Raw genomic sequence first — 16,969 nt, forward strand, 5'->3', positions numbered from 1 at the left:
TTTAGGACATCCCTGGGAGGAGTTGGATGACGAGGTCGATCAGCTTGATGCCGACGAACGGGGCGATGATGCCCCCGAGGCCGTAGACCAGGAGGTTGCGGCTCAACAGCTTCGAGGCGCTGGCCGGCGTGTATCGAACACCCTTGAGCGACAACGGGATCAGCGCCACGATGACGACGGCGTTGAAGATCACCGCCGACAGGATGGCCGACTGCGGGCTGTGCAGCCGCATGACGTTGAGCAGGTCGAGCCCGGGGAACAGCGACACGAACAGCGCCGGGATGATCGCGAAGTACTTCGCGATGTCGTTGGCGATGGAGAACGTGGTCAGGGCTCCGCGGGTGATCAACAGCTGCTTGCCGATCTCGACGATCTCGATCAGCTTCGTCGGATCGGAGTCGAGGTCGACCATGTTGCCGGCCTCCTTGGCCGCCGACGTGCCGGTGTTCATCGCGACGCCGACGTCCGCCTGGGCCAGGGCGGGCGCGTCGTTGGTACCGTCACCGGTCATCGCGACGAGCTTGCCGCCCTCCTGTTCCCGCTTGATCAGGGCCAGCTTGTCCTCCGGTGTGGCCTCGGCGAGGAAGTCGTCGACCCCGGCCTCGTCGGCGATGGCCTTGGCGGTCAACGGGTTGTCGCCGGTGATCATCACGGTGCGGATGCCCATCTTGCGCATCTCGTCGAACCGTTCCCGCATGCCCTGCTTGACGACGTCCTTGAGGTGGATGACGCCGAGCACCGACGCCGTGCCGTTGCGCACCTCGCCGACCGCCAGCGGTGTGCCGCCGGCGGCCGAGATCTCGTCGACGACGTCGGCCAGCGCGCCGGGTACGTCCCCGCCGCGGGCGCGGATCCACTCCGCGACGGAAGCCGTTGCGCCCTTGCGCAATAGGTGGCCGTCCTCCAGGTCGACACCGGACATCCGCGTCATCGCGGTGAACTCGACCCATTCGGCGCCGGCCAGCTCGCCGGGGGTGCGGGCCCGCAGGCCGTACTCCTGCTTGGCGTAGACGACGATCGACCGGCCCTCGGGCGTCTCGTCGGCCAGGCTGGACAGCTGCGCGGCATCGGCGAGTCGTTCGGGGGTGACGCCCGGTAGCGGCACGAAGTCCGACGCCTGCCGGTTGCCGAGCGTGATGGTGCCGGTCTTGTCCAGCAGCAGCACGTTGACGTCACCGGCGGCTTCCACCGCGCGGCCCGACATGGCGAGCACGTTGCGCTGCACCAGGCGGTCCATGCCGGCGATGCCGATGGCGCTGAGCAACGCGCCGATGGTGGTCGGGATGAGGCACACCAGCAGGGCCACCATCACGATTCCGGTCACGCCATCGCCGGTGAGCGCCAACGAGTCCGGGACACCCGGGTTGTTGGCCTTGGAGAAGATCGCCAACGGCTGCAGGGTCGCGACGGCGAAGACGAAGATGATCGTCAGCGCGGCGAGCAGGATGTTGAGCGCGATCTCGTTGGGCGTCTTCTGCCGGTTGGCGCCCTCGACGAGGGCGATCATCCGGTCGATGAAGCTCTCGCCGGGCTTCTGGGTGATCTTCACGACGATCCGGTCCGACAGCACCGTCGTGCCGCCGGTGACGGCCGAGCGGTCTCCGCCGGACTCGCGGATGACGGGTGCCGATTCACCGGTGATGGCCGACTCGTCCACCGAGGCAATGCCTTCCACGACGTCACCGTCACCGGGGATGGTCTGCCCGGCTTCGACCACGACGAAGTCGCCCTGCTGCAGCCGTGGCGCGGGCACCTGCTCCTCCGTGCCGCCGGCGCCGGCGGACCACCCGTTCAGGCGGCGGGCGACCATGTCCGTCTTGGCCTTGCGCAACGTGTCGGCCTGAGCCTTGCCGCGGCCCTCGGCGACGGCCTCGGCGAGGTTCGCGAACACCACGGTGAGCCAGAGCCAGATCACCGTCAGCCAGCCGAACCAGCTGGGTTCGACCACGGCGAGGACGGTCGACCAGACGGCGCCGACCTCGACGACGAACATCACCGGGTTGCGCCACAGGGTGCGCGGATCCAGCTTGCGTACGGCGTCCGGCACCGAACGCCACAGCATCTTGGGGTCCAGCAGGCCGCCCTTGACCGACGACCTGCCGGGGTTCGGGGCGGGGTGCCCGGTGGGAGCGGAATGAATGGTGGGAGTGGACATGTCAGTGAATTCCTTCGGCGAGGGGCCCCAGTGCGAGGGCGGGCAGGAACGTGAGCGCAACGAGGATGACGGTCACCCCGACGACCATGCCGACGAACTGCGGCCGATGGGTGGGGAGCGTCCCGATGGACTCCGGCGTGCTGCCCTGTCTGGCCAGTGAACCGGCCAGTGCGAGCACCAGGATGATCGGGAGGAACCGCCCGAACGCCATCGCCAACCCGAGTGCGGTGTTGTACCACGTCGTGTTGACGGAGATGCCCGCGAAGGCCGAGCCGTTGTTGTTGGCCGCAGAGGTGAACGCGTACAACACTTCCGAGAGTCCGTGCGGACCGGTGTTGAGCATCCCGGCGCGCTGGTCGGGCAGCGCCATCGCGACCGCCGTGCCGGTCAGCACGATCAGCGGCGTGACGAGGAAATAGGCTGCGGCGAGCTTGATCTCACGCGGGGTGATCTTCTTGCCGAGGTACTCCGGGGTGCGACCCACCATCAGGCCGGCGACGAAGACGGTGATGATGGCCAAGATCAGCATGCCGTAGAGCCCCGAACCCGTTCCGCCGGGCGCCACTTCGCCGAGCTGCATGTTGAACAGCGTCATGAGGCCGCCAAGGCTGGTGTAGGAGTCGTGGAAGGAGTCGACCGCGCCGGTGGACGTCAGCGTCGTCGCGTCGGCGAAGACGGCGGAGTCCGCGACGCCGAAGCGTTGTTCGACGCCCTCCATGGCGGAGCCGATCGCCGTCGGCACCGTGCCGTGCGCCTGCAGCTGAAAGAGCAGCATGCACGAAACGCTCAGCGTGGCAATCACACCCATGACGGCGACGATCGCGTACCCCTGCTTGCGGCTGTCGACCATGCGGCCGAACGTGCGCGGCAGCGAGAAGCTGATCACCAGCAGCAGGAAGATCTCGATCCAGTTGCTCCACGAGGTGGGGTTCTCGAAGGGGTGCGCGGAGTTGGCGTTGTAGAAGCCACCGCCGTTGGTGCCGAGCTCCTTGATGGCCTCCTGACTGGCCACCGGGCCGCCGGTGATGGTCTGCTGCGTCCCGTTCAGCGTGGTGACGATCTGGTCGTGCAGGTGGAAGTTCTGGATCACCCCGCCCGCGACGAGGATGAGCGCCGCGATGAACGCGAACGGCAGCAGGATCCGGATCGTGCCGCGGACGAGGTCGACCCAGAAGTTGCCGAGCTCGGTGGTCCGCCGGCGGGCGAAGCCGCGGACGAGGGCCACGGCCACGGCCATGCCGACGGCCGCGGAGGCGAAGTTCTGCACCGCCAGTCCGGCCATCTGCACCAGATGGCCCTGGGTGGACTCACCGGAGTAAGCCTGCCAGTTGGTGTTGGTGACGAAGCTGACGGCGGTGTTCCACGCCAGCGACGGCGTCATCGGAGTGGCGGGGTCATGCAGGTGCAGCGGCAGCTTGCCCTGCACCAGCTGGAACACGAACAGCGCCAGGATGCTGATCGCCGAGAACGCCAGCACGCTGCGGGCATAGGCGCCCCAGCTCTGCTCGGCCCTGGGGTCGGCGCCGATGAGCCGGTAGATGATGCGCTCGACGCGCGAGTCCTTCTCGGAGTCGTAGACCCGGAACATGTAGTCGCCGAGCGGCACGTGGACCGCCGCCAGCGCGACGATCAGGAGAGCGAGGAACGACAGCCCCGCGGTCGTGGAACTCACTAGAACCTCTCCGGGAAGAGCAGGGCCGCCACCATGAACACCGCGAGTCCGGCGGCCAGCACAAGGCCGACCACGTTTTGAATGCTCACAGTCCCTCGACCAACTTCTGCACCAGGCCGAGCAGCGCGAAGATCGCCACCGTCAGCACGACGTATAGCAACACCGACATGTCCACTCCGTTCACGCGAGCGGGCGGGCGCCCGGACTCGCAGATCCCGTCGCGGCACTCGCGGCGGGTCACTCAGAGAAAGCTAGACCCGGGTTTCGGCCCCACCGGCGGTCCTTTACGGTTCCTTTACGACTCCGCGGTCGACCTTGACGGAATCCATGCGCCGCGGGGTCCATCGGGCCCGCGACGGCGCCAGGAACGCCGCCGACGCGGCCGAGGAGGACGGTCGCGGGCGGTGGGCAAGACTATTCGAATCGCCTGTGGCACAACGCTTTCAGCTGCTGCGGGACGGAGCTTCCCGAAGTTTCGCCAACACCTGGTCCATGCTGAAGCTGGCCGACCTCTGCCGCTGCGGGAAGTCGACGAACGACTGCAGGGCGTTGGCGACGAATGCCTGCGCGGGCGTGAACACCCAGATGCGGTCCATCATCCAGTCGAAGTAGGTGTTGGAGGTGATGTCGGCACGCTCGTAGGGGTCGGTGCGCAGGTTGAACAGCTTGGGGGCGCGGAGTTCGACGTACGGTTCGAGCCAGATCGCCAGCGTGCCCGCCCTGCGCTGCTCCATGAAGACGATCTTCCAGTTGTCGTACCTCAGCCCGGTCAGATCCCCGTCGTCGGAGACGTAGAAGAAGTGCTGGCGCGGGCTCGCATCGGTCTCGCCGGTGAGGTAGGGCAGCTGGTCGTGTCCGTCGAGGTGCACGCGGTAGGTCGTGCCGCCGAGGTCGGTTCCGGCGAGTAGCTTTCCGGCGATGTCGGGTTCGCCTGCGGCCGCCAGCAGGGTGACGAACCAGTCGCTGTGGCTGACGATGCCGTTGAGCACGGTGCCGGCCGGGATGCGCCCCGGCCAGCGCACCAGCGCCGGAACCCGGTACGCCCCTTCCCAATTGGAGTTCTTCTCGTTGCGGAAGGGCGTCATGCCGGCATCCGGCCAGGAGTTCATGTGGGGACCGTTGTCGGTGGAGTACATGACGATGGTGTCCTCGGCGATGCCGAGTTCGTCGAGGGTGTTCAGCAGGTCGCCGACGATGTCGTCGTGGTCGAGCATCGTGTCGTGGTATTCGGACTGCCAGCGTCCCGAACGGCCGACGCTCTCCGGCTTGGGGTGGGTGCGGAAGTGCATGTGGGTGGAGTTGAACCAGACGAAGAACGGCACCTCTGCGTCGTGCTGACGCCTGATGAAATCGATTGCGGCATCGCGGAATTCCTCGTCACAGGTCTCCATCCGCTTCTTCGTCAGCGGCCCGGTGTCCTCGATGCGCTGAGTGCCGTCGCCGTTGGCCCAGGTGTGCAGCACGCCGCGCGGCCCGAACTTCTCCAGGAACTCGGGATCCTTCGGGTAGTCGGCGTTCTCCGGTTCCTCCTGGGCGTTGAGGTGGTAGAGGTTGCCGAAGAACTCGTCGAAGCCGTGCATGGTCGGCAGGTGCTCGTCGCGGTCGCCGAGGTGGTTCTTGCCGAATTGGCCGGTGGCGTACCCCCGGGTCTTCAGAGCGGTGGCGATCGTGGGGTCCTCGGGCTGCAGACCCAGCGTCGCACCGGGCAGGCCGACCTTGGTCAAACCGGTGCGGTAGGGGTTCTGGCCGGTGATGAAGGCGGCCCGACCCTTTCGGCGAAACCAAGATCAACGCCGTCACGACGCTCGACTTTGTCGAGAACCGACCGGTTCGCGGTGCGCTCTGCGACGATGGCGGCGTGGCCACCCCCAGGACTGCCGCGCACGCTTCCGCACCGGGCCTGCGCCAGCTGACGACTCCCCGCGCCGCGGCCGTCGCAGGGGTTCTCTTCGCGGTCCTCTTCGGTGCGACGATCATCCTCATTCGCCTCAAGATGCCTGAGGGCGTGGGTGATTCGACGACCTGGGCGACGACGCGGGCGGGCAGCATCTCGATCGCGGCCAAGCTGATGCCCTTCGCCGGCATCACCTTCCTGTGGTTCATCGGCGTGGTGCGCGACAACCTGGGCCAGTACGAGGATCGGTTCTTCTCCTCGGTCCTGGTCGGCAGCGGCCTGCTCTTCCTGGCAATGACGTTCTGCTCCACCGCCATCGCCGCCGGCCTGCTCGCCATGCCCGGTGGCGCGTCCGACGCGGCGGCGCGCGCGGCCGTCAGCAGTTTCGGCACCGCCATGGTGGCGTCGACCTGCAAGACCTACGCCGTCCGGATGGCGGCCGTGTTCATGGTGTCGTTGGCGACGATCTGGCTCAGGACGGGTCTGATGCCCCGGTGGCTGGTCGGCACGAGCTACGCGGTCGCGATCGGCCTGCTGGTCGCCGGCGAGGTCTCGATGTGGTTGACGCTCGCATTCCCGGCCTGGGTCCTCGTCGTCAGCGTGCTGATCCTGGTGCGCTCCGGAGCTCTCGACGACCACCGCTGAACACGACGCCGCCCGTCGGGGCCGCGGCGTACCGTCGTGTCCCATGGCGCCCGGGGACGGGCGCATCGCGCGAACGGGGGGCGGGTCGTTGGCGGATCGGCAATCTCGGCCACGGCGCGAGACCGCGGCCACCGGTGACGGCCCGACGGACGCGATGGCGTGGGTGCCGCCCCAGACGACGATCGTCGGCTCCGACGACCACTATCCCGAGGAGGCCCCGGCCCACGAGGTGACCGTCGCCGGGTTCTGGATCGACCGTCACCAGGTCACGAACGCGCAGTACGCCGAGTTCGTCGACGCGACGGGATACGTCACGGTCGCCGAGCGCGCGGTCGACCCGGCCGACTATCCCGGGGCTCCTCCGGAGAATCTGCAACCGGGATCCATGGTGTTCACCCGTCCGGCCGGGCCGGTGGACCTGCGGCACATGAGCCTCTGGTGGAGGTGGATGCCCGGCGCGTCGTGGCGCCATCCCCGCGGCCCCCGCTCGTCGTTCACCGGTCGCGAGGACCACCCCGTCGTCCACGTCGCCCAAGCCGACGCCGACGCCTACGCCACCTGGGCGGGCCGCGCCCTGCCGACGGAGGCAGAGTGGGAGGTCGCCGCCCGCGGCGGTCTGCGGGCGGCGACCTACACCTGGGGTGACCAACCCGAACCGCCGGGCACGCGGCTGGCCAACTACTGGCACGGCGAATTCCCCCATCTGCCAGACACCGGATACGGCCGCACCACCGCCGTCGGGAGCTTTCCTCCCAACGACTACGGGCTCCACGACATGGCCGGAAACGTCTGGGAGTGGACCAGTGACTGGTACGGCCCCGACCGTGTCCACGGCGCCTGCTGCGCCGCGCAGTCCCATGACCCCCAACAGCCCCAGTTCGCGATCCCGCGACGGGTCGTCAAGGGCGGCAGCTTCCTGTGCGCCGACAGTTACTGTCTGCGCTATCGACCCGCGGCCCGACGTCCCCAGATGGTCGACACCGGGATGAGCCACATCGGCTTTCGCTGCGTCGTGCGCTGACGGTTTGGCCCACCTGAGCGAGTTAACTGCTAGCAACCATCTGCGACCCCTCAGGCAAAGGTCGGCTTACCGTGCGTTCCCCGCTCAAGCGTTTGCTGGACCTTCATCGGATGCGCAGGAACCTCACAGAGGCCACGTGTTTGCCCCACCCCGGTGTGGGAATAACCTGGGGCACGTAAGAACTGCATGAGGCGGTTCGACCTGATCCACGTAAAGGGGTACATCATGGCTCAACATCGGGCAGCGACCACCGGCGGAGTACGTCGGATCGTCGGCGCAGGATTGGTTGCTGGAGGATTGATCTTCGCGGTTCCGGCGGGGGTTGCCTCAGCAAACGTCGGCGACAACCTGCAGAGCATCCTCGGCGGAATCGGCAACAACCTGCAAAGCGCGGCCGGTGGAACCGCAAACAACGTTCAGAGCATCGTCGGCGGTGGCGCGCAGAACGTCGAGTCGATCACCGGCGGCACGGCGCAGAACGTCGAGTCCATCACCGGCGGCACGGCCAAGAACGTCCAGAAGATCACCAAGGGCACGCTGAAGAACGTCCAGAAGATCACCAAGGGCACGCTGAAGAACGTTCACAAGATCGTTCATCACCTCTGACGCCTGACTCACCCCGCACGCGGCGTCTGCACCGTCACCCCGGTCGCAGCACGCCGCGTCGGGCGTGACGGCGCGGCTGCGCGCAGGACGTAACCCACACCACGCAGCGTGCGCAGTTCGCAAGGCCCCCGGCAATCCAGCTTGCGACGCAGCGCAGAGACGCACGATTCGACCGCGTTGCCGCTGACCGCCGTCCGGTCCGACCAGACGCGGTCCAGGATCTGACGCTTGGTCAAAACGATCCCGGCGTTCGCCACGAAGTACCGCAGTAAGTCGAACTCCTTGGGCGACAACGAGACTGGCTCGTCAGCCGCCCACACTTCACGTGTCGACTCATCCACCACGAGGCCATGGAATTCCAGCCTCCCGGTCTGGCGCTCACCGCTCTCGCCAGTGGCCCGGCGGCTCCTGCGGAGAATGGCCCACAGGCGAGCCAGCACCTCCTCCACGTCGAACGGCTTGACGATGTAGTCGTCGGCGCCGGCAGCCAGCCCAGAGACGATGTCCCGCAGGGCAGCACACTCGGTCACGAGCAAGACCGGGGCCGTGATGCCCCGGGATCGCAGATCGCCCATCAGCGCCACCCCGTCGGTTTCCGGGGCATCGGTGTCGAACAGAATCGCATCGCCTCGAGAGTGCAGCAGCCATGGCAGGGCCTCCGACCCGTCGGCGGCATGGCAGACCTCGTAACCCTCGAATGCGAGGGCGACGCTCAACGAGCGGGTCATCACCGCGTCGCCACTGACGACCAGCACCCGAATGCCACCGCGCCCGGGCCGCGACCCCGTCCCACCGTGGTCGTCGGACGGCGTATCCGTCGACATTGGTCACCTCGCATCCCGACTCGCTGCTGCTGACGACGCGGGCCATCATCGGCGGCTGCACCTTTGACCGCGCTGAGAGAGAAGACCGGTCCCTCGATCGGACGCGCCGTCGACCGGTCTCAGCATCCTCACAATGGCCCGTTGCCACATTGGCCTCCAACGGCGCCGCACCCCGCGGTGACCTGGAAGGAGATCCACCATGGAACGTCGACACGTCGCGGCAGCAGCGGCCGTAGCGATCGTGCTGATCGGCGGCGCGGGCGCCGTCGCCGCCGCCAGCTCCACTCAAGGGCCCCTACCCCGTGGCCCCATCGAGACGAACGGTCCCGACGTACCGGGACTCCCCGATCTCCCGGAACCGGGCGACACTCCCGATGCCGCCGACGCACCCGACGTGCCCGGCCGGCCCGATCTCCCGGAACCGGGTGACACGCAGGACCCCGCCCCGCCCGCGGCTCCGTCGGCGCCACCCGCTCGATAGTTCGCCGGCTGCGGTGGGCGCATCACGCGTCGATGCGGCCGCCGCGGCCGTCCCGCCGTCGACGAACACCGCCCGATGCGGGAAGGATGACAGTCGTGAAGGTCTTGATCGTCGAGGACGAGGCGCGGTTCGCGGCAACCCTCACCATGGGGCTGCGCGCCGAGGGATTCGTCGTGGTGCACGCCGACAATGGCGTGGACGGCCTGTGGGAGGCCACCGAAAACCATTACGACGTCATCGTTCTCGACATCATGCTGCCCGGCCTCAACGGCTATGAGGTGCTTCGCAGATTGCGCAGGCAGGAAGTGTGGACCCCGGTACTGATGCTCACCGCGAAGGACGGTGACTACGACCAAACCGACGCCTTCGACCTCGGCGCCGACGACTATCTCGTGAAGCCGGCAGCCTTCATCGTGCTATTGGCCCGCTTGCGTGCACTCGTTCGGCGCGGCGCTCCCCAACGTCCGGCGGTACTGACCGCCGGCACGCTCACCCTGGACCCGGCGCGTCGGGTCGTCGCGCGCGATTCCACGACGATCGAGCTGACCCCGCGGGAGTACGGCGTCCTGGAATACCTCATGCGCCACAAGGACACGGTCGTCACGAAGAACGACATGCTGCAGCACGTGTGGGACGCCCACTACGCCGGTCCCGACAACGTGGTCGAGGTGTACGTCGGTTACGTACGCCGCAAGATCGACACGCCCTTTGGCACCAGCACGATTCAGACCGTTCGGGGGGCGGGCTACCGGCTGGACTCCGGAGAATTCTGACCGTCAGGGCCCAGCCACGCGTCCCAGCGGGATGCGCACCGTGAAGAGTGCCCCACCGCCGGCCCGCTCATCGATGGCGACGGATCCATGATGGGCGGCAACGACTTCCGCGACGATCGCCAGACCCAGTCCGCTGCCACCTCCGCGGCGGGAGCGATCGGGGTCCAGTCGCACGAACCTGTCGAACACGCGAGCCCGGTCGGACTCCGGAACGCCGGGCCCATCGTCGCCGACGGTCAGTACGGCCATGTCTCCCTGTGGACGCACCCGTAGTTCGACGCGGGTGCCCGCGTGGCGTGCGGCGTTGTCCAGCAGGTTGCGCAGCATCCGCGACAGCCCACCGGGGTCACCGAGCAGACGGGTGGGCACGAGATCCGCGTCGACGATCAGCGTGGTCTCACGCAGCAGCCTGCCCAACTCCTGCGATGCGACGTCGTCGAGGTCGACGTCGCGGCGCCGCAACGCGATTCCGCGCTCGTCGGCTCGGGCCAGCAGCAGCAGATCCTCGACCAGGGACTCCATGCGCTGAGCCTCCGGGCGCAGCGTGGAGCTGGCGAGTTCCTCGTCGAGCAACTCCGGATGTACGGCGGCGACGTCGAGCGCGGACAGGATGGCCTGCACCGGGCTGCGCAGTTCGTGAGAGGCGTCGCCGACGAACCGTCGTTGCGCGTCGTGCCCCGCCTCGATCCGGGCGAGCATCTCGTTCATCGTGACGGCCAAAGCGGAGATCTCGTCGAAGTGGGCTGGCACCGGCACGCGCTCGGCCAGATCGGAGGTGCTGATGTCGGCCACGCGGGTGCGGATGGCGTCGACCGATCGCAGCGATCGCGCCACCAGAAGGTAGGTGACCGCCCCCGCGACGATCGCGACGAGAGGCGCTGCGCCACCCAGCAGGACGAGGACCGTCTTCACGGTCGACTCGACCGATTCGCTGCCGGCGCCGACGAGAATCGTGTAGCGCCCACCACGGGTGTCGACGCTCTGGCCGCTGATGCGCATGTCCCCGTCGGGCGAGGCGTGGTCGGGCAGGCCGATCCGACGGTCGGTGCCGATGCTCGCCGGGTCGATGAGCGGAACCTGGGGTGCCGACGCCGACCGCCTGACGACGAGTCCCCTTCGATCGACGACCTGAACCGCGACGATGCGTTGATCGGTGCCGACGAGGGTGCCGTCGAGTTCGGCGGCGGTGTCGTTCTGCAACGCTGCCGCCACGTCACCGACACGTGCCGCCGCGGCGTCGTCGACCCCGGTGAGCAGCGACCGGTACAGCAGCAGGGCCAAGCCCAGGCCCGCGACGACGAAGGCCACCAGCACCACGCTCGCCGACACGAAGGCCGACCGCGCCGAGATGCCCCAATACCGGGCCAGCAACCACGTCGACGGTCGGCTCACACGCGGCATGGGCGGGCGCCGGGCGCCATCGGCATCACCTCTCCCCACGTCGACGGCAGGCGCGCTGGGCGGCAGCGCGACAGAGCGGATCATGCCACTCGCTCGGCCATCGGCCCGAACGGCTCGACGCGTGGTCCGCAGGCGTCCACGACGGCGCCACAGCCCACCCGCATCTGGGTCATCGCACGACACTGGGGCACCGGCACTGAGATCACGCTGAGACGGCCGAGGTCAGCCGGGGCCGCACGCTCTCAGCGCGGCCTCAGCCCGGTCTCCGTAGGTTGCCGAACCATGACGAGAGCAGGACGATCCGCGGCGGTCGAGGTACCCCGGACGATGCTGAGCAAGGTCCCCGAAATCACCGTGTGGTTCTGGGTCATCAAGATTCTGTGCACCACCGTCGGCGAGAGCTTCGCCGACTGGATCAACATGACTCTTGGCGTCGGACTCGACGTCACCGCGGCCATCTTCACCGTGGTGCTCGCGATCGTCCTCGCCTGGCAGCTGTCCCTGAGCCGCTACACGCCGTTCGTCTATTGGCTGACCGTCGTGGTGGTCAGCGTCACGGGCACGCTCTACACCGACATCCTCACCGACGAACTCGGCGTTCCGCTGGGCCTCAGCACCGGTGTGTTCGCCGCAACCCTCGCGGCGGTCTTCGGGGTGTGGTGGGTCAGGGAGCGGACACTGTCCATCCACGGCATCACCACGAGGCCCCGCGAATCCTTCTACTGGCTGGCCATTCTCGTCACCTTCGCGCTGGGCACGGCCGCGGGCGACTGGACGCTCGAGCTCACGGGGTGGAGCCCGGGTGTCGCCGTCCTGCTGCCCGCGGGTCTGATCATCGCCGTCGTCGCCGGGTGGCGACTCGGCGCCAACGCCGTGCTGTCCTTCTGGCTGGCCTACGTCCTGACCCGTCCGCTCGGAGCCAATCTTGGCGATTGGCTTGGGTTTTCGAAGAGTCAGCAGGGGCTTGGTCTCGGGGTTGCCCTCACCAGCGTGATCTTCCTCGGGGCGATCCTCGCGACGGTCGTCTACCTCACGGTGACCCGCGCCGACGTCATCGACGAACCCGATGCGCCACCAGCGGTGCACCCCGTCCGCGAGCGGGCCATGCTCGGCTACTTCGGCGTGGTCGCCGTCGCCGCCGGCGCGTTGCTCGCGTGGGCCCATGCTCAGCCCCATGCGGCGCCCCCGGGAGCCGAAGGCCCCGCGGTGATCACGCCCATCGCGGCGGGCCAGGCAAGCGCGCACTTCCCGGCTGCCGACGTCGCGACGTTGCGGACCCTCGCCGAGGGCATGTCGGCGAACGTACGCGCCGGCGATCAGGCTGCCGCCCGCGCCGGGGCCACTCGGATCGAAACCTTCTGGGACGATGCCCAACCCAGGCTGCAGGCGCTCGACGCCACCACCTGGACCGGCATCGACGGACGCATCGACGCCGTGCTGACCTCGATCCGTGACGCCAATCCCGACCCCGCCACCGAGACGCGGGCCCTCGACGACCTACGGTCTGCGCTCGCGTAGCAGGACCGCCGCGCCTCCCTCGGGCGTCGCGGCGACCGCTAACCGCCGCTCGCGCCCTCGAGGTGGGCGATCTCGTTGCCCCACACCGACTGTGCTCCGGCATCGCCGATGCGGTAGATCTGCACGATCGACGCGATGCCGACACCCACGGCAATCACCGCGACCAGGACGCGAACGGCCGCATGGCGGCCCTCCGCTCGGCGCTCGACGAACCGCAGCGCGACCAGCGCGACGGCCACGATCAGCAACGCCACCGAGAAGTAGATCATCGTGTCGCCGAGCTCGGCATGCGCACGCAGGATCGGACTGGGGGCCTTCCGCAGGTCATACAGCCACTCGCCGGCATCGGTGGTGACCGGCGTCAACACCGTCGTCAGGACTGCCAGCACCACCGTGAGCCACAGCAGATGGCCCCGGCGCCCCGCCGGCCACAGCGCGCAGATGACTTCCAGCACCGCGGTCAACGGGGCCAGCACGACCAGGAAGTGCACCAGCAGGGCGTGGGCGGGTAGTCCATTGAGCACGGTCACGTCGAACTCCTTGGCGCCGAGGGTCGTGGGCGGGTCATGCGATGGCGGCACCGACCAGATGGCCGACGACGTAGGTGACGGTCAAGGCCAGTCCACCGCCGACGACGTTGCGCACCACCGCACGCCCCCAGGGCGCTCCGCCCAGACGCGCGGAGAGCGCTCCGGTGATCACCAACGCGAGCAACACGGTCGCGACGGTGACGGGAATGCGCCATCCCGTGGGCGGTAGAAGGATGGCGATCAACGGCAGCAGTGCGCCGACGGTGAACGAGCACGCCGAGGACAGTGCGGCCTGCCACGGGTTGGTCAACTCGTGAGGGTCGATGCCCAACTCGACCTCGACGTGAGCGGCGAAGGCATCGTTGTCGGTGAGTTCCTCGGCCACGGTTCGGGCGGTGGTCGTCGAAAGGCCCTTGGCTTCGTACATGTCGGCGAGCTCGTCGAGTTCGGCGACCGGATCGTCGCGCAACTCGTCGCGCTCCTTCTTCAAGAGCGCGCGCTCGGTGTCGCGCTGCGTGCTCACCGAGACGTACTCCCCCAGGGCCATCGAGACCGCACCCGCTACCAGGCCGGCGATCCCCGCGGTCAGGATGGGGTTGCTCTGCACCGTCGCGGCCGCCACCCCGACGACGATCCCCGCGGTGGAGACGATCCCGTCGTTGGCGCCCAAGACACCGGCCCGCAGCCAATTCAACCGAGACGACACCGAACCCACGTGCGGTTCGTGGGGATGATCTGGGGTGGACACAGCCGAGAAGATATCGCACGAAAGCCGTTGTGCGACAGCCAACATAGCCTTGCCAAAGCGAGCCTAGGCATGCCTCTGCCGCGCGCCCGGTCGCCTGGTTCCACCGGATCCCACGCCGTCCCGACGCGTCACTCGGCGGAGTTGCCGTCCTCGTGGTCGGAGCCCTCGACGAGCAACGTCCACACCGATAGCCGAGACAGCGTCGCGACGACGGTGTGACCCCGATCTGTCAGCGCGTACAGCGCGTCGCGCGACGCGGGAGCATCCCAGCTTCCGGGGTGGTTCGTGCCGACCAGGCCGTGCGCAGCGATCGTCCGTAGTGCCGCGGCGAGCCCGCGTCGACCGCAGCCGACCCGATGGACCAGCTCAGCGACGGTGCCGGGCCCGTTCGACAGCGCATCGAGCGCCTCCACGACGTGCCGATGCCCGACCAGATCGCGCAGCTGTCGCACCGACTCGGTGTCGGCACGCCACGTCCAGTCCCCGTCGTCGTTGCCCTCGCGCATAACGGCACACCGTAGAAGGGCGCCGCCCAGACGGGCCGTTCGATGACGCGATCCATATGCCAACCCACGAGACTTTTACGAAATCCATACGCCCGCGGCCCCCACCGGGTGCCCAGATCGAAACTAGGCTCGCTGGTTGTGTCTTCGTCGACGTCGGTGCTGAAGCGAGTGTTCCTCGGGCGCCCCTTCCGCAGCGATGCCATGGGGCATACCCTCCTGCCGAAGTGGATCGCCCTCCCGGTCTTCGCCAGCGACCCGCTGTCATCGGTCGCGTACGCCACCCAGGAAATCCTGCTGATCCTCACCCTCGGTGGGGTCGCCTACCTGCACCTGGCGCCCTGGGTCGCGGCAGCCGTGGTGGTGCTGCTCGCGGTGGTGGTGCTGTCCTACCGACAGGTGGTGCGCGCCTACCCCAGCGGTGGCGGGTCCTACGAGGTGGTGGCACGTAACATCGGTCCGAGAGCCGGCTTGGTGGTCGCCGCGGCACTGCTGGTCGACTACGTGATGACGGTCGCGGTCTCCGTGGCCGCCGGCGTCGACAACATCATCTCGGCCATCCCCGAGCTCAATCCGCACCGCGTGGCAGTGAACGTCGGGTTCGTCGTGGTGCTGACGGCGATGAATTTGCGGGGGGTGCGGGAATCGGGTCGGGCCTTCGCCGTGCCCACCTATGCGTTCATCGCCGGGGTGATGGTGATGGTCGTCCTGGGTCTGACGAGAGCGGTCCTCGGTGACGTTCCGCAGGCCGAGAGTGCCCACTACGGCATCCATGCCGAGAACGTCGGGCTCAGCACGCTGGCGTTGGCGTTCCTGATGCTGCGCGCGTTCTCCTCCGGCTGTACCGCACTGACCGGCGTCGAGGCCATCTCCAACGGAGTGCCCGCGTTTCGAAAGCCCAAGTCGCTCAACGCCGCTCGGACAATGAGCGCGATGGGCGCCCTGGCGATCACGATGTTCGTCGGGGTGACCGCGCTGGCGATGATCTCCCACACCCGCGTCGTCGAGGACACCTGTGACCTCATCGGGTTTCGAGGGGACTGCACCCGCGACCCGCAGCGGACCGTCATCGCCCAGGTCTCGGCCGCCGTCTTCGGCAACGACAGCTTCATGTTCTTCTACCTACAGGCCGCCACCGCGCTGATCCTGATCCTGGCGGCGAATACCGCCTTCAACGGATTCCCCTTGCTCAGTTCGATTCTCGCGCAGGACCGCTACCTACCCCGGCAGCTGCACACCCGTGGCGATCGGCTCGCCTTCTCCAACGGCGTCGTCCTGCTCGCCCTCATCGCCGGTGGCCTGATCGTCGCGTTCGACGGGTCCACGACCCGCTTGATCCAGCTGTACATCGTGGGTGTGTTCACCTCGTTCACGCTGTGCCAGACCGGCATGGTGCGGCATTGGAACCGCGAACTGGCCGCCACGACGACCGCGGCCGAGCGGCGCAGGGTTCACCGCGCACGACTGATCAACGCGTTCGGCGCACTACTGACCGGCGTGGTGCTGGTGGTCGTGATGGTCACCAAGTTCACCCACGGTGCGTACCTGGTGGTGATCGCGATCCCCGTCCTGTGCGTGCTGATGGCCGGCATCCACCGCCACTACGCCGCGGCCAGGGCCGAGTTGCGCGTCGAGCCCGACGACGACGCGGCACTCCCGAGCCGGGTGCACGCCATCGTGCTGGTCTCCAGCTGGCACAAGGCAACTCAGCGTGCGCTGCTGTTCGCCCGCGCGACCAAGCCCGACACGTTGACCGCGCTGACGGTCAACATCGACGAATCCGACACGCGCGCACTGCTCGCCGAATGGTCGACGCTCGACGTCGACGTCCCCCTGAAGGTCATTGAGTCGCCCTACCGCGAGATCACCCGGCCCGTCCTCAGTTACATCAAGCAGATGCTGAGCAACGGTCCCCGTGACGTCGTCAACGTGTACATCCCGGAGTACGTCGTCGGCCACTGGTGGGAGAACGTGCTGCACAACCAGAGCTCGCTGCGCCTCAAGGGCCGCCTGCTGTTCGAGCCGGGCGTGATGGTCACCAGCGTGCCGTGGCAGTTGCGGTCCACGGCGCACCGCGACCTCACCCGCATCGAACACTCCCCCGGCGACGTCCGCAGCGGCATCACCCGGTCGGAGTCGGAGAGCCTGGCGGCCGAGAAGAATGGTTATGCGGTCAAAACCGCTCCGCGGCAATGATT

16 protein-coding genes and 1 pseudogene are annotated in these 16,969 nt (G+C 68.0%); 7 read left to right on the plus strand and 10 right to left on the minus strand.

Annotation, left to right across the window (positions count from 1 at the left end; translation table 11 throughout):
- Window position 1: 1 nt before the first annotated feature.
- The 5 genes and pseudogenes from kdpB to G6N60_RS22075 all read right to left on the minus strand — a co-directional run.
- Window positions 2-2,155 carry a potassium-transporting ATPase subunit KdpB gene (gene kdpB, locus G6N60_RS22055; RefSeq protein WP_163741271.1) on the minus strand — a complete coding sequence of 718 codons (2,154 nt, stop codon included), beginning with the start codon at window positions 2,153-2,155 and terminating at the stop codon, window positions 2-4.
- A 1-nt stretch (window position 2,156) separates the two neighbouring features.
- Window positions 2,157-3,827, minus strand: a complete 1,671-nt coding sequence (gene kdpA, locus G6N60_RS22060; protein WP_163741274.1) for a potassium-transporting ATPase subunit KdpA — start codon at window positions 3,825-3,827, stop codon at window positions 2,157-2,159.
- Complete coding sequence (kdpF, locus tag G6N60_RS28675) at window positions 3,827-3,916, minus strand: K(+)-transporting ATPase subunit F (RefSeq protein WP_163741276.1); 90 nt, start codon at window positions 3,914-3,916, stop codon at window positions 3,827-3,829. Before kdpF ends, kdpA begins: the two co-directional genes overlap by 1 nt.
- On the minus strand, window positions 3,913-4,068 hold the full coding sequence (locus tag G6N60_RS28680; protein WP_246240920.1) for a hypothetical protein: 156 nt from the start codon (window positions 4,066-4,068) through the stop codon (window positions 3,913-3,915). The genes kdpF and G6N60_RS28680 overlap by 4 nt, the downstream gene beginning before the upstream one ends.
- Before the next feature lie 202 nt (window positions 4,069-4,270).
- Window positions 4,271-5,596, minus strand: a pseudogene (locus tag G6N60_RS22075) (arylsulfatase); the annotation flags it as partial.
- Window positions 5,597-5,685: 89 nt separating this feature from the next.
- Between G6N60_RS22075 and G6N60_RS22080 the strand changes: the two are divergent.
- The 3 genes from G6N60_RS22080 (at window position 5,686) to G6N60_RS22090 (ending at window position 7,993) form a co-directional block, all read left to right on the plus strand.
- Window positions 5,686-6,366 (plus strand): hypothetical protein, encoded by a 681-nt coding sequence (locus G6N60_RS22080; RefSeq protein ID WP_246240923.1) that lies wholly within the window; start codon window positions 5,686-5,688, stop codon window positions 6,364-6,366.
- Between the two features lie 154 nt (window positions 6,367-6,520).
- Window positions 6,521-7,387, plus strand: coding sequence for a formylglycine-generating enzyme family protein (locus G6N60_RS22085; RefSeq protein ID WP_163744361.1), 867 nt, complete (start codon window positions 6,521-6,523; stop codon window positions 7,385-7,387).
- Window positions 7,388-7,573: 186 nt separating this feature from the next.
- Complete coding sequence (locus G6N60_RS22090; protein ID WP_163741278.1) at window positions 7,574-7,993, plus strand: hypothetical protein; 420 nt, start codon at window positions 7,574-7,576, stop codon at window positions 7,991-7,993.
- 8 nt (window positions 7,994-8,001) lie between these two features.
- Here G6N60_RS22090 and G6N60_RS22095 read toward each other — a convergent pair whose 3' ends face one another.
- Entirely contained in the window at window positions 8,002-8,748 is a 747-nt protein-coding gene (locus G6N60_RS22095; protein ID WP_246240925.1) for a response regulator transcription factor, read from the minus strand.
- A gap of 268 nt (window positions 8,749-9,016) precedes the next feature.
- Between G6N60_RS22095 and G6N60_RS22100 the strand changes: the two genes are divergently transcribed.
- Together G6N60_RS22100 and G6N60_RS22105 are read left to right on the plus strand one after the other, a co-directional pair.
- A complete protein-coding gene (locus tag G6N60_RS22100; RefSeq protein WP_163741284.1) occupies window positions 9,017-9,298 on the plus strand; it encodes a hypothetical protein in 282 nt (93 codons plus the stop codon).
- Between the two features lie 95 nt (window positions 9,299-9,393).
- The gene (locus tag G6N60_RS22105; RefSeq protein ID WP_163741286.1) at window positions 9,394-10,071 is read left to right on the plus strand and encodes a response regulator transcription factor; all 678 of its coding nucleotides are present in this window, start codon (window positions 9,394-9,396) and stop codon (window positions 10,069-10,071) included.
- 3 nt (window positions 10,072-10,074) lie between these two features.
- Here G6N60_RS22105 and G6N60_RS22110 read toward each other — a convergent pair whose 3' ends face one another.
- Window positions 10,075-11,472 carry a HAMP domain-containing sensor histidine kinase gene (locus G6N60_RS22110; RefSeq protein ID WP_163741288.1) on the minus strand — a complete coding sequence of 466 codons (1,398 nt, stop codon included), beginning with the start codon at window positions 11,470-11,472 and terminating at the stop codon, window positions 10,075-10,077.
- 282 nt (window positions 11,473-11,754) lie between these two features.
- Here G6N60_RS22110 and G6N60_RS22115 point away from each other — a divergent pair, with 282 nt between their 5' ends.
- The gene (locus tag G6N60_RS22115; protein WP_163741291.1) at window positions 11,755-12,990 is read left to right on the plus strand and encodes a COG4705 family protein; all 1,236 of its coding nucleotides are present in this window, start codon (window positions 11,755-11,757) and stop codon (window positions 12,988-12,990) included.
- 38 nt (window positions 12,991-13,028) lie between these two features.
- Here the strand turns inward: G6N60_RS22115 and G6N60_RS22120 are convergent, their stop codons facing one another.
- From G6N60_RS22120 to G6N60_RS22130, 3 genes are all read right to left on the minus strand, one after another.
- Window positions 13,029-13,520, minus strand: a complete 492-nt coding sequence (locus G6N60_RS22120; protein WP_163741293.1) for a DUF2231 domain-containing protein — start codon at window positions 13,518-13,520, stop codon at window positions 13,029-13,031.
- Between the two features lie 34 nt (window positions 13,521-13,554).
- Entirely contained in the window at window positions 13,555-14,268 is a 714-nt protein-coding gene (locus G6N60_RS22125) for a VIT1/CCC1 transporter family protein (protein ID WP_163741295.1), read from the minus strand.
- 128 nt (window positions 14,269-14,396) lie between these two features.
- Entirely contained in the window at window positions 14,397-14,774 is a 378-nt protein-coding gene (locus G6N60_RS22130; RefSeq protein WP_163741297.1) for a hypothetical protein, read from the minus strand.
- A gap of 138 nt (window positions 14,775-14,912) precedes the next feature.
- Between G6N60_RS22130 and G6N60_RS22135 the strand changes: the two genes are divergently transcribed.
- Window positions 14,913-16,967 (plus strand): APC family permease, encoded by a 2,055-nt coding sequence (locus G6N60_RS22135; protein WP_372510974.1) that lies wholly within the window; start codon window positions 14,913-14,915, stop codon window positions 16,965-16,967.
- Window positions 16,968-16,969 lie beyond the last annotated feature (2 nt).

The sequence above is a fragment of the Mycolicibacterium madagascariense genome (genome assembly GCF_010729665.1).
In the GTDB taxonomy this organism is placed as follows: Bacteria; Actinomycetota; Actinomycetes; order Mycobacteriales; family Mycobacteriaceae; genus Mycobacterium; species Mycobacterium madagascariense.

Coding starts and splice junctions, on each gene's coding strand:
- G6N60_RS22090 (WP_163741278.1), top strand. CDS start 7,574: ATGAGGCGGTTCGACCTGATCCACGTAAAGGGGTACATCATGGCTCAA.
- G6N60_RS22130 (WP_163741297.1), bottom strand. CDS start 14,774: ATGCGCGAGGGCAACGACGACGGGGACTGGACGTGGCGTGCCGACACC.
- G6N60_RS22085 (WP_163744361.1), top strand. CDS start 6,521: ATGGCGTGGGTGCCGCCCCAGACGACGATCGTCGGCTCCGACGACCAC.
- G6N60_RS22115 (WP_163741291.1), top strand. CDS start 11,755: ATGACGAGAGCAGGACGATCCGCGGCGGTCGAGGTACCCCGGACGATG.
- kdpB (WP_163741271.1), bottom strand. CDS start 2,155: ATGTCCACTCCCACCATTCATTCCGCTCCCACCGGGCACCCCGCCCCG.
- G6N60_RS22100 (WP_163741284.1), top strand. CDS start 9,017: ATGGAACGTCGACACGTCGCGGCAGCAGCGGCCGTAGCGATCGTGCTG.
- G6N60_RS22110 (WP_163741288.1), bottom strand. CDS start 11,472: ATGCCGCGTGTGAGCCGACCGTCGACGTGGTTGCTGGCCCGGTATTGG.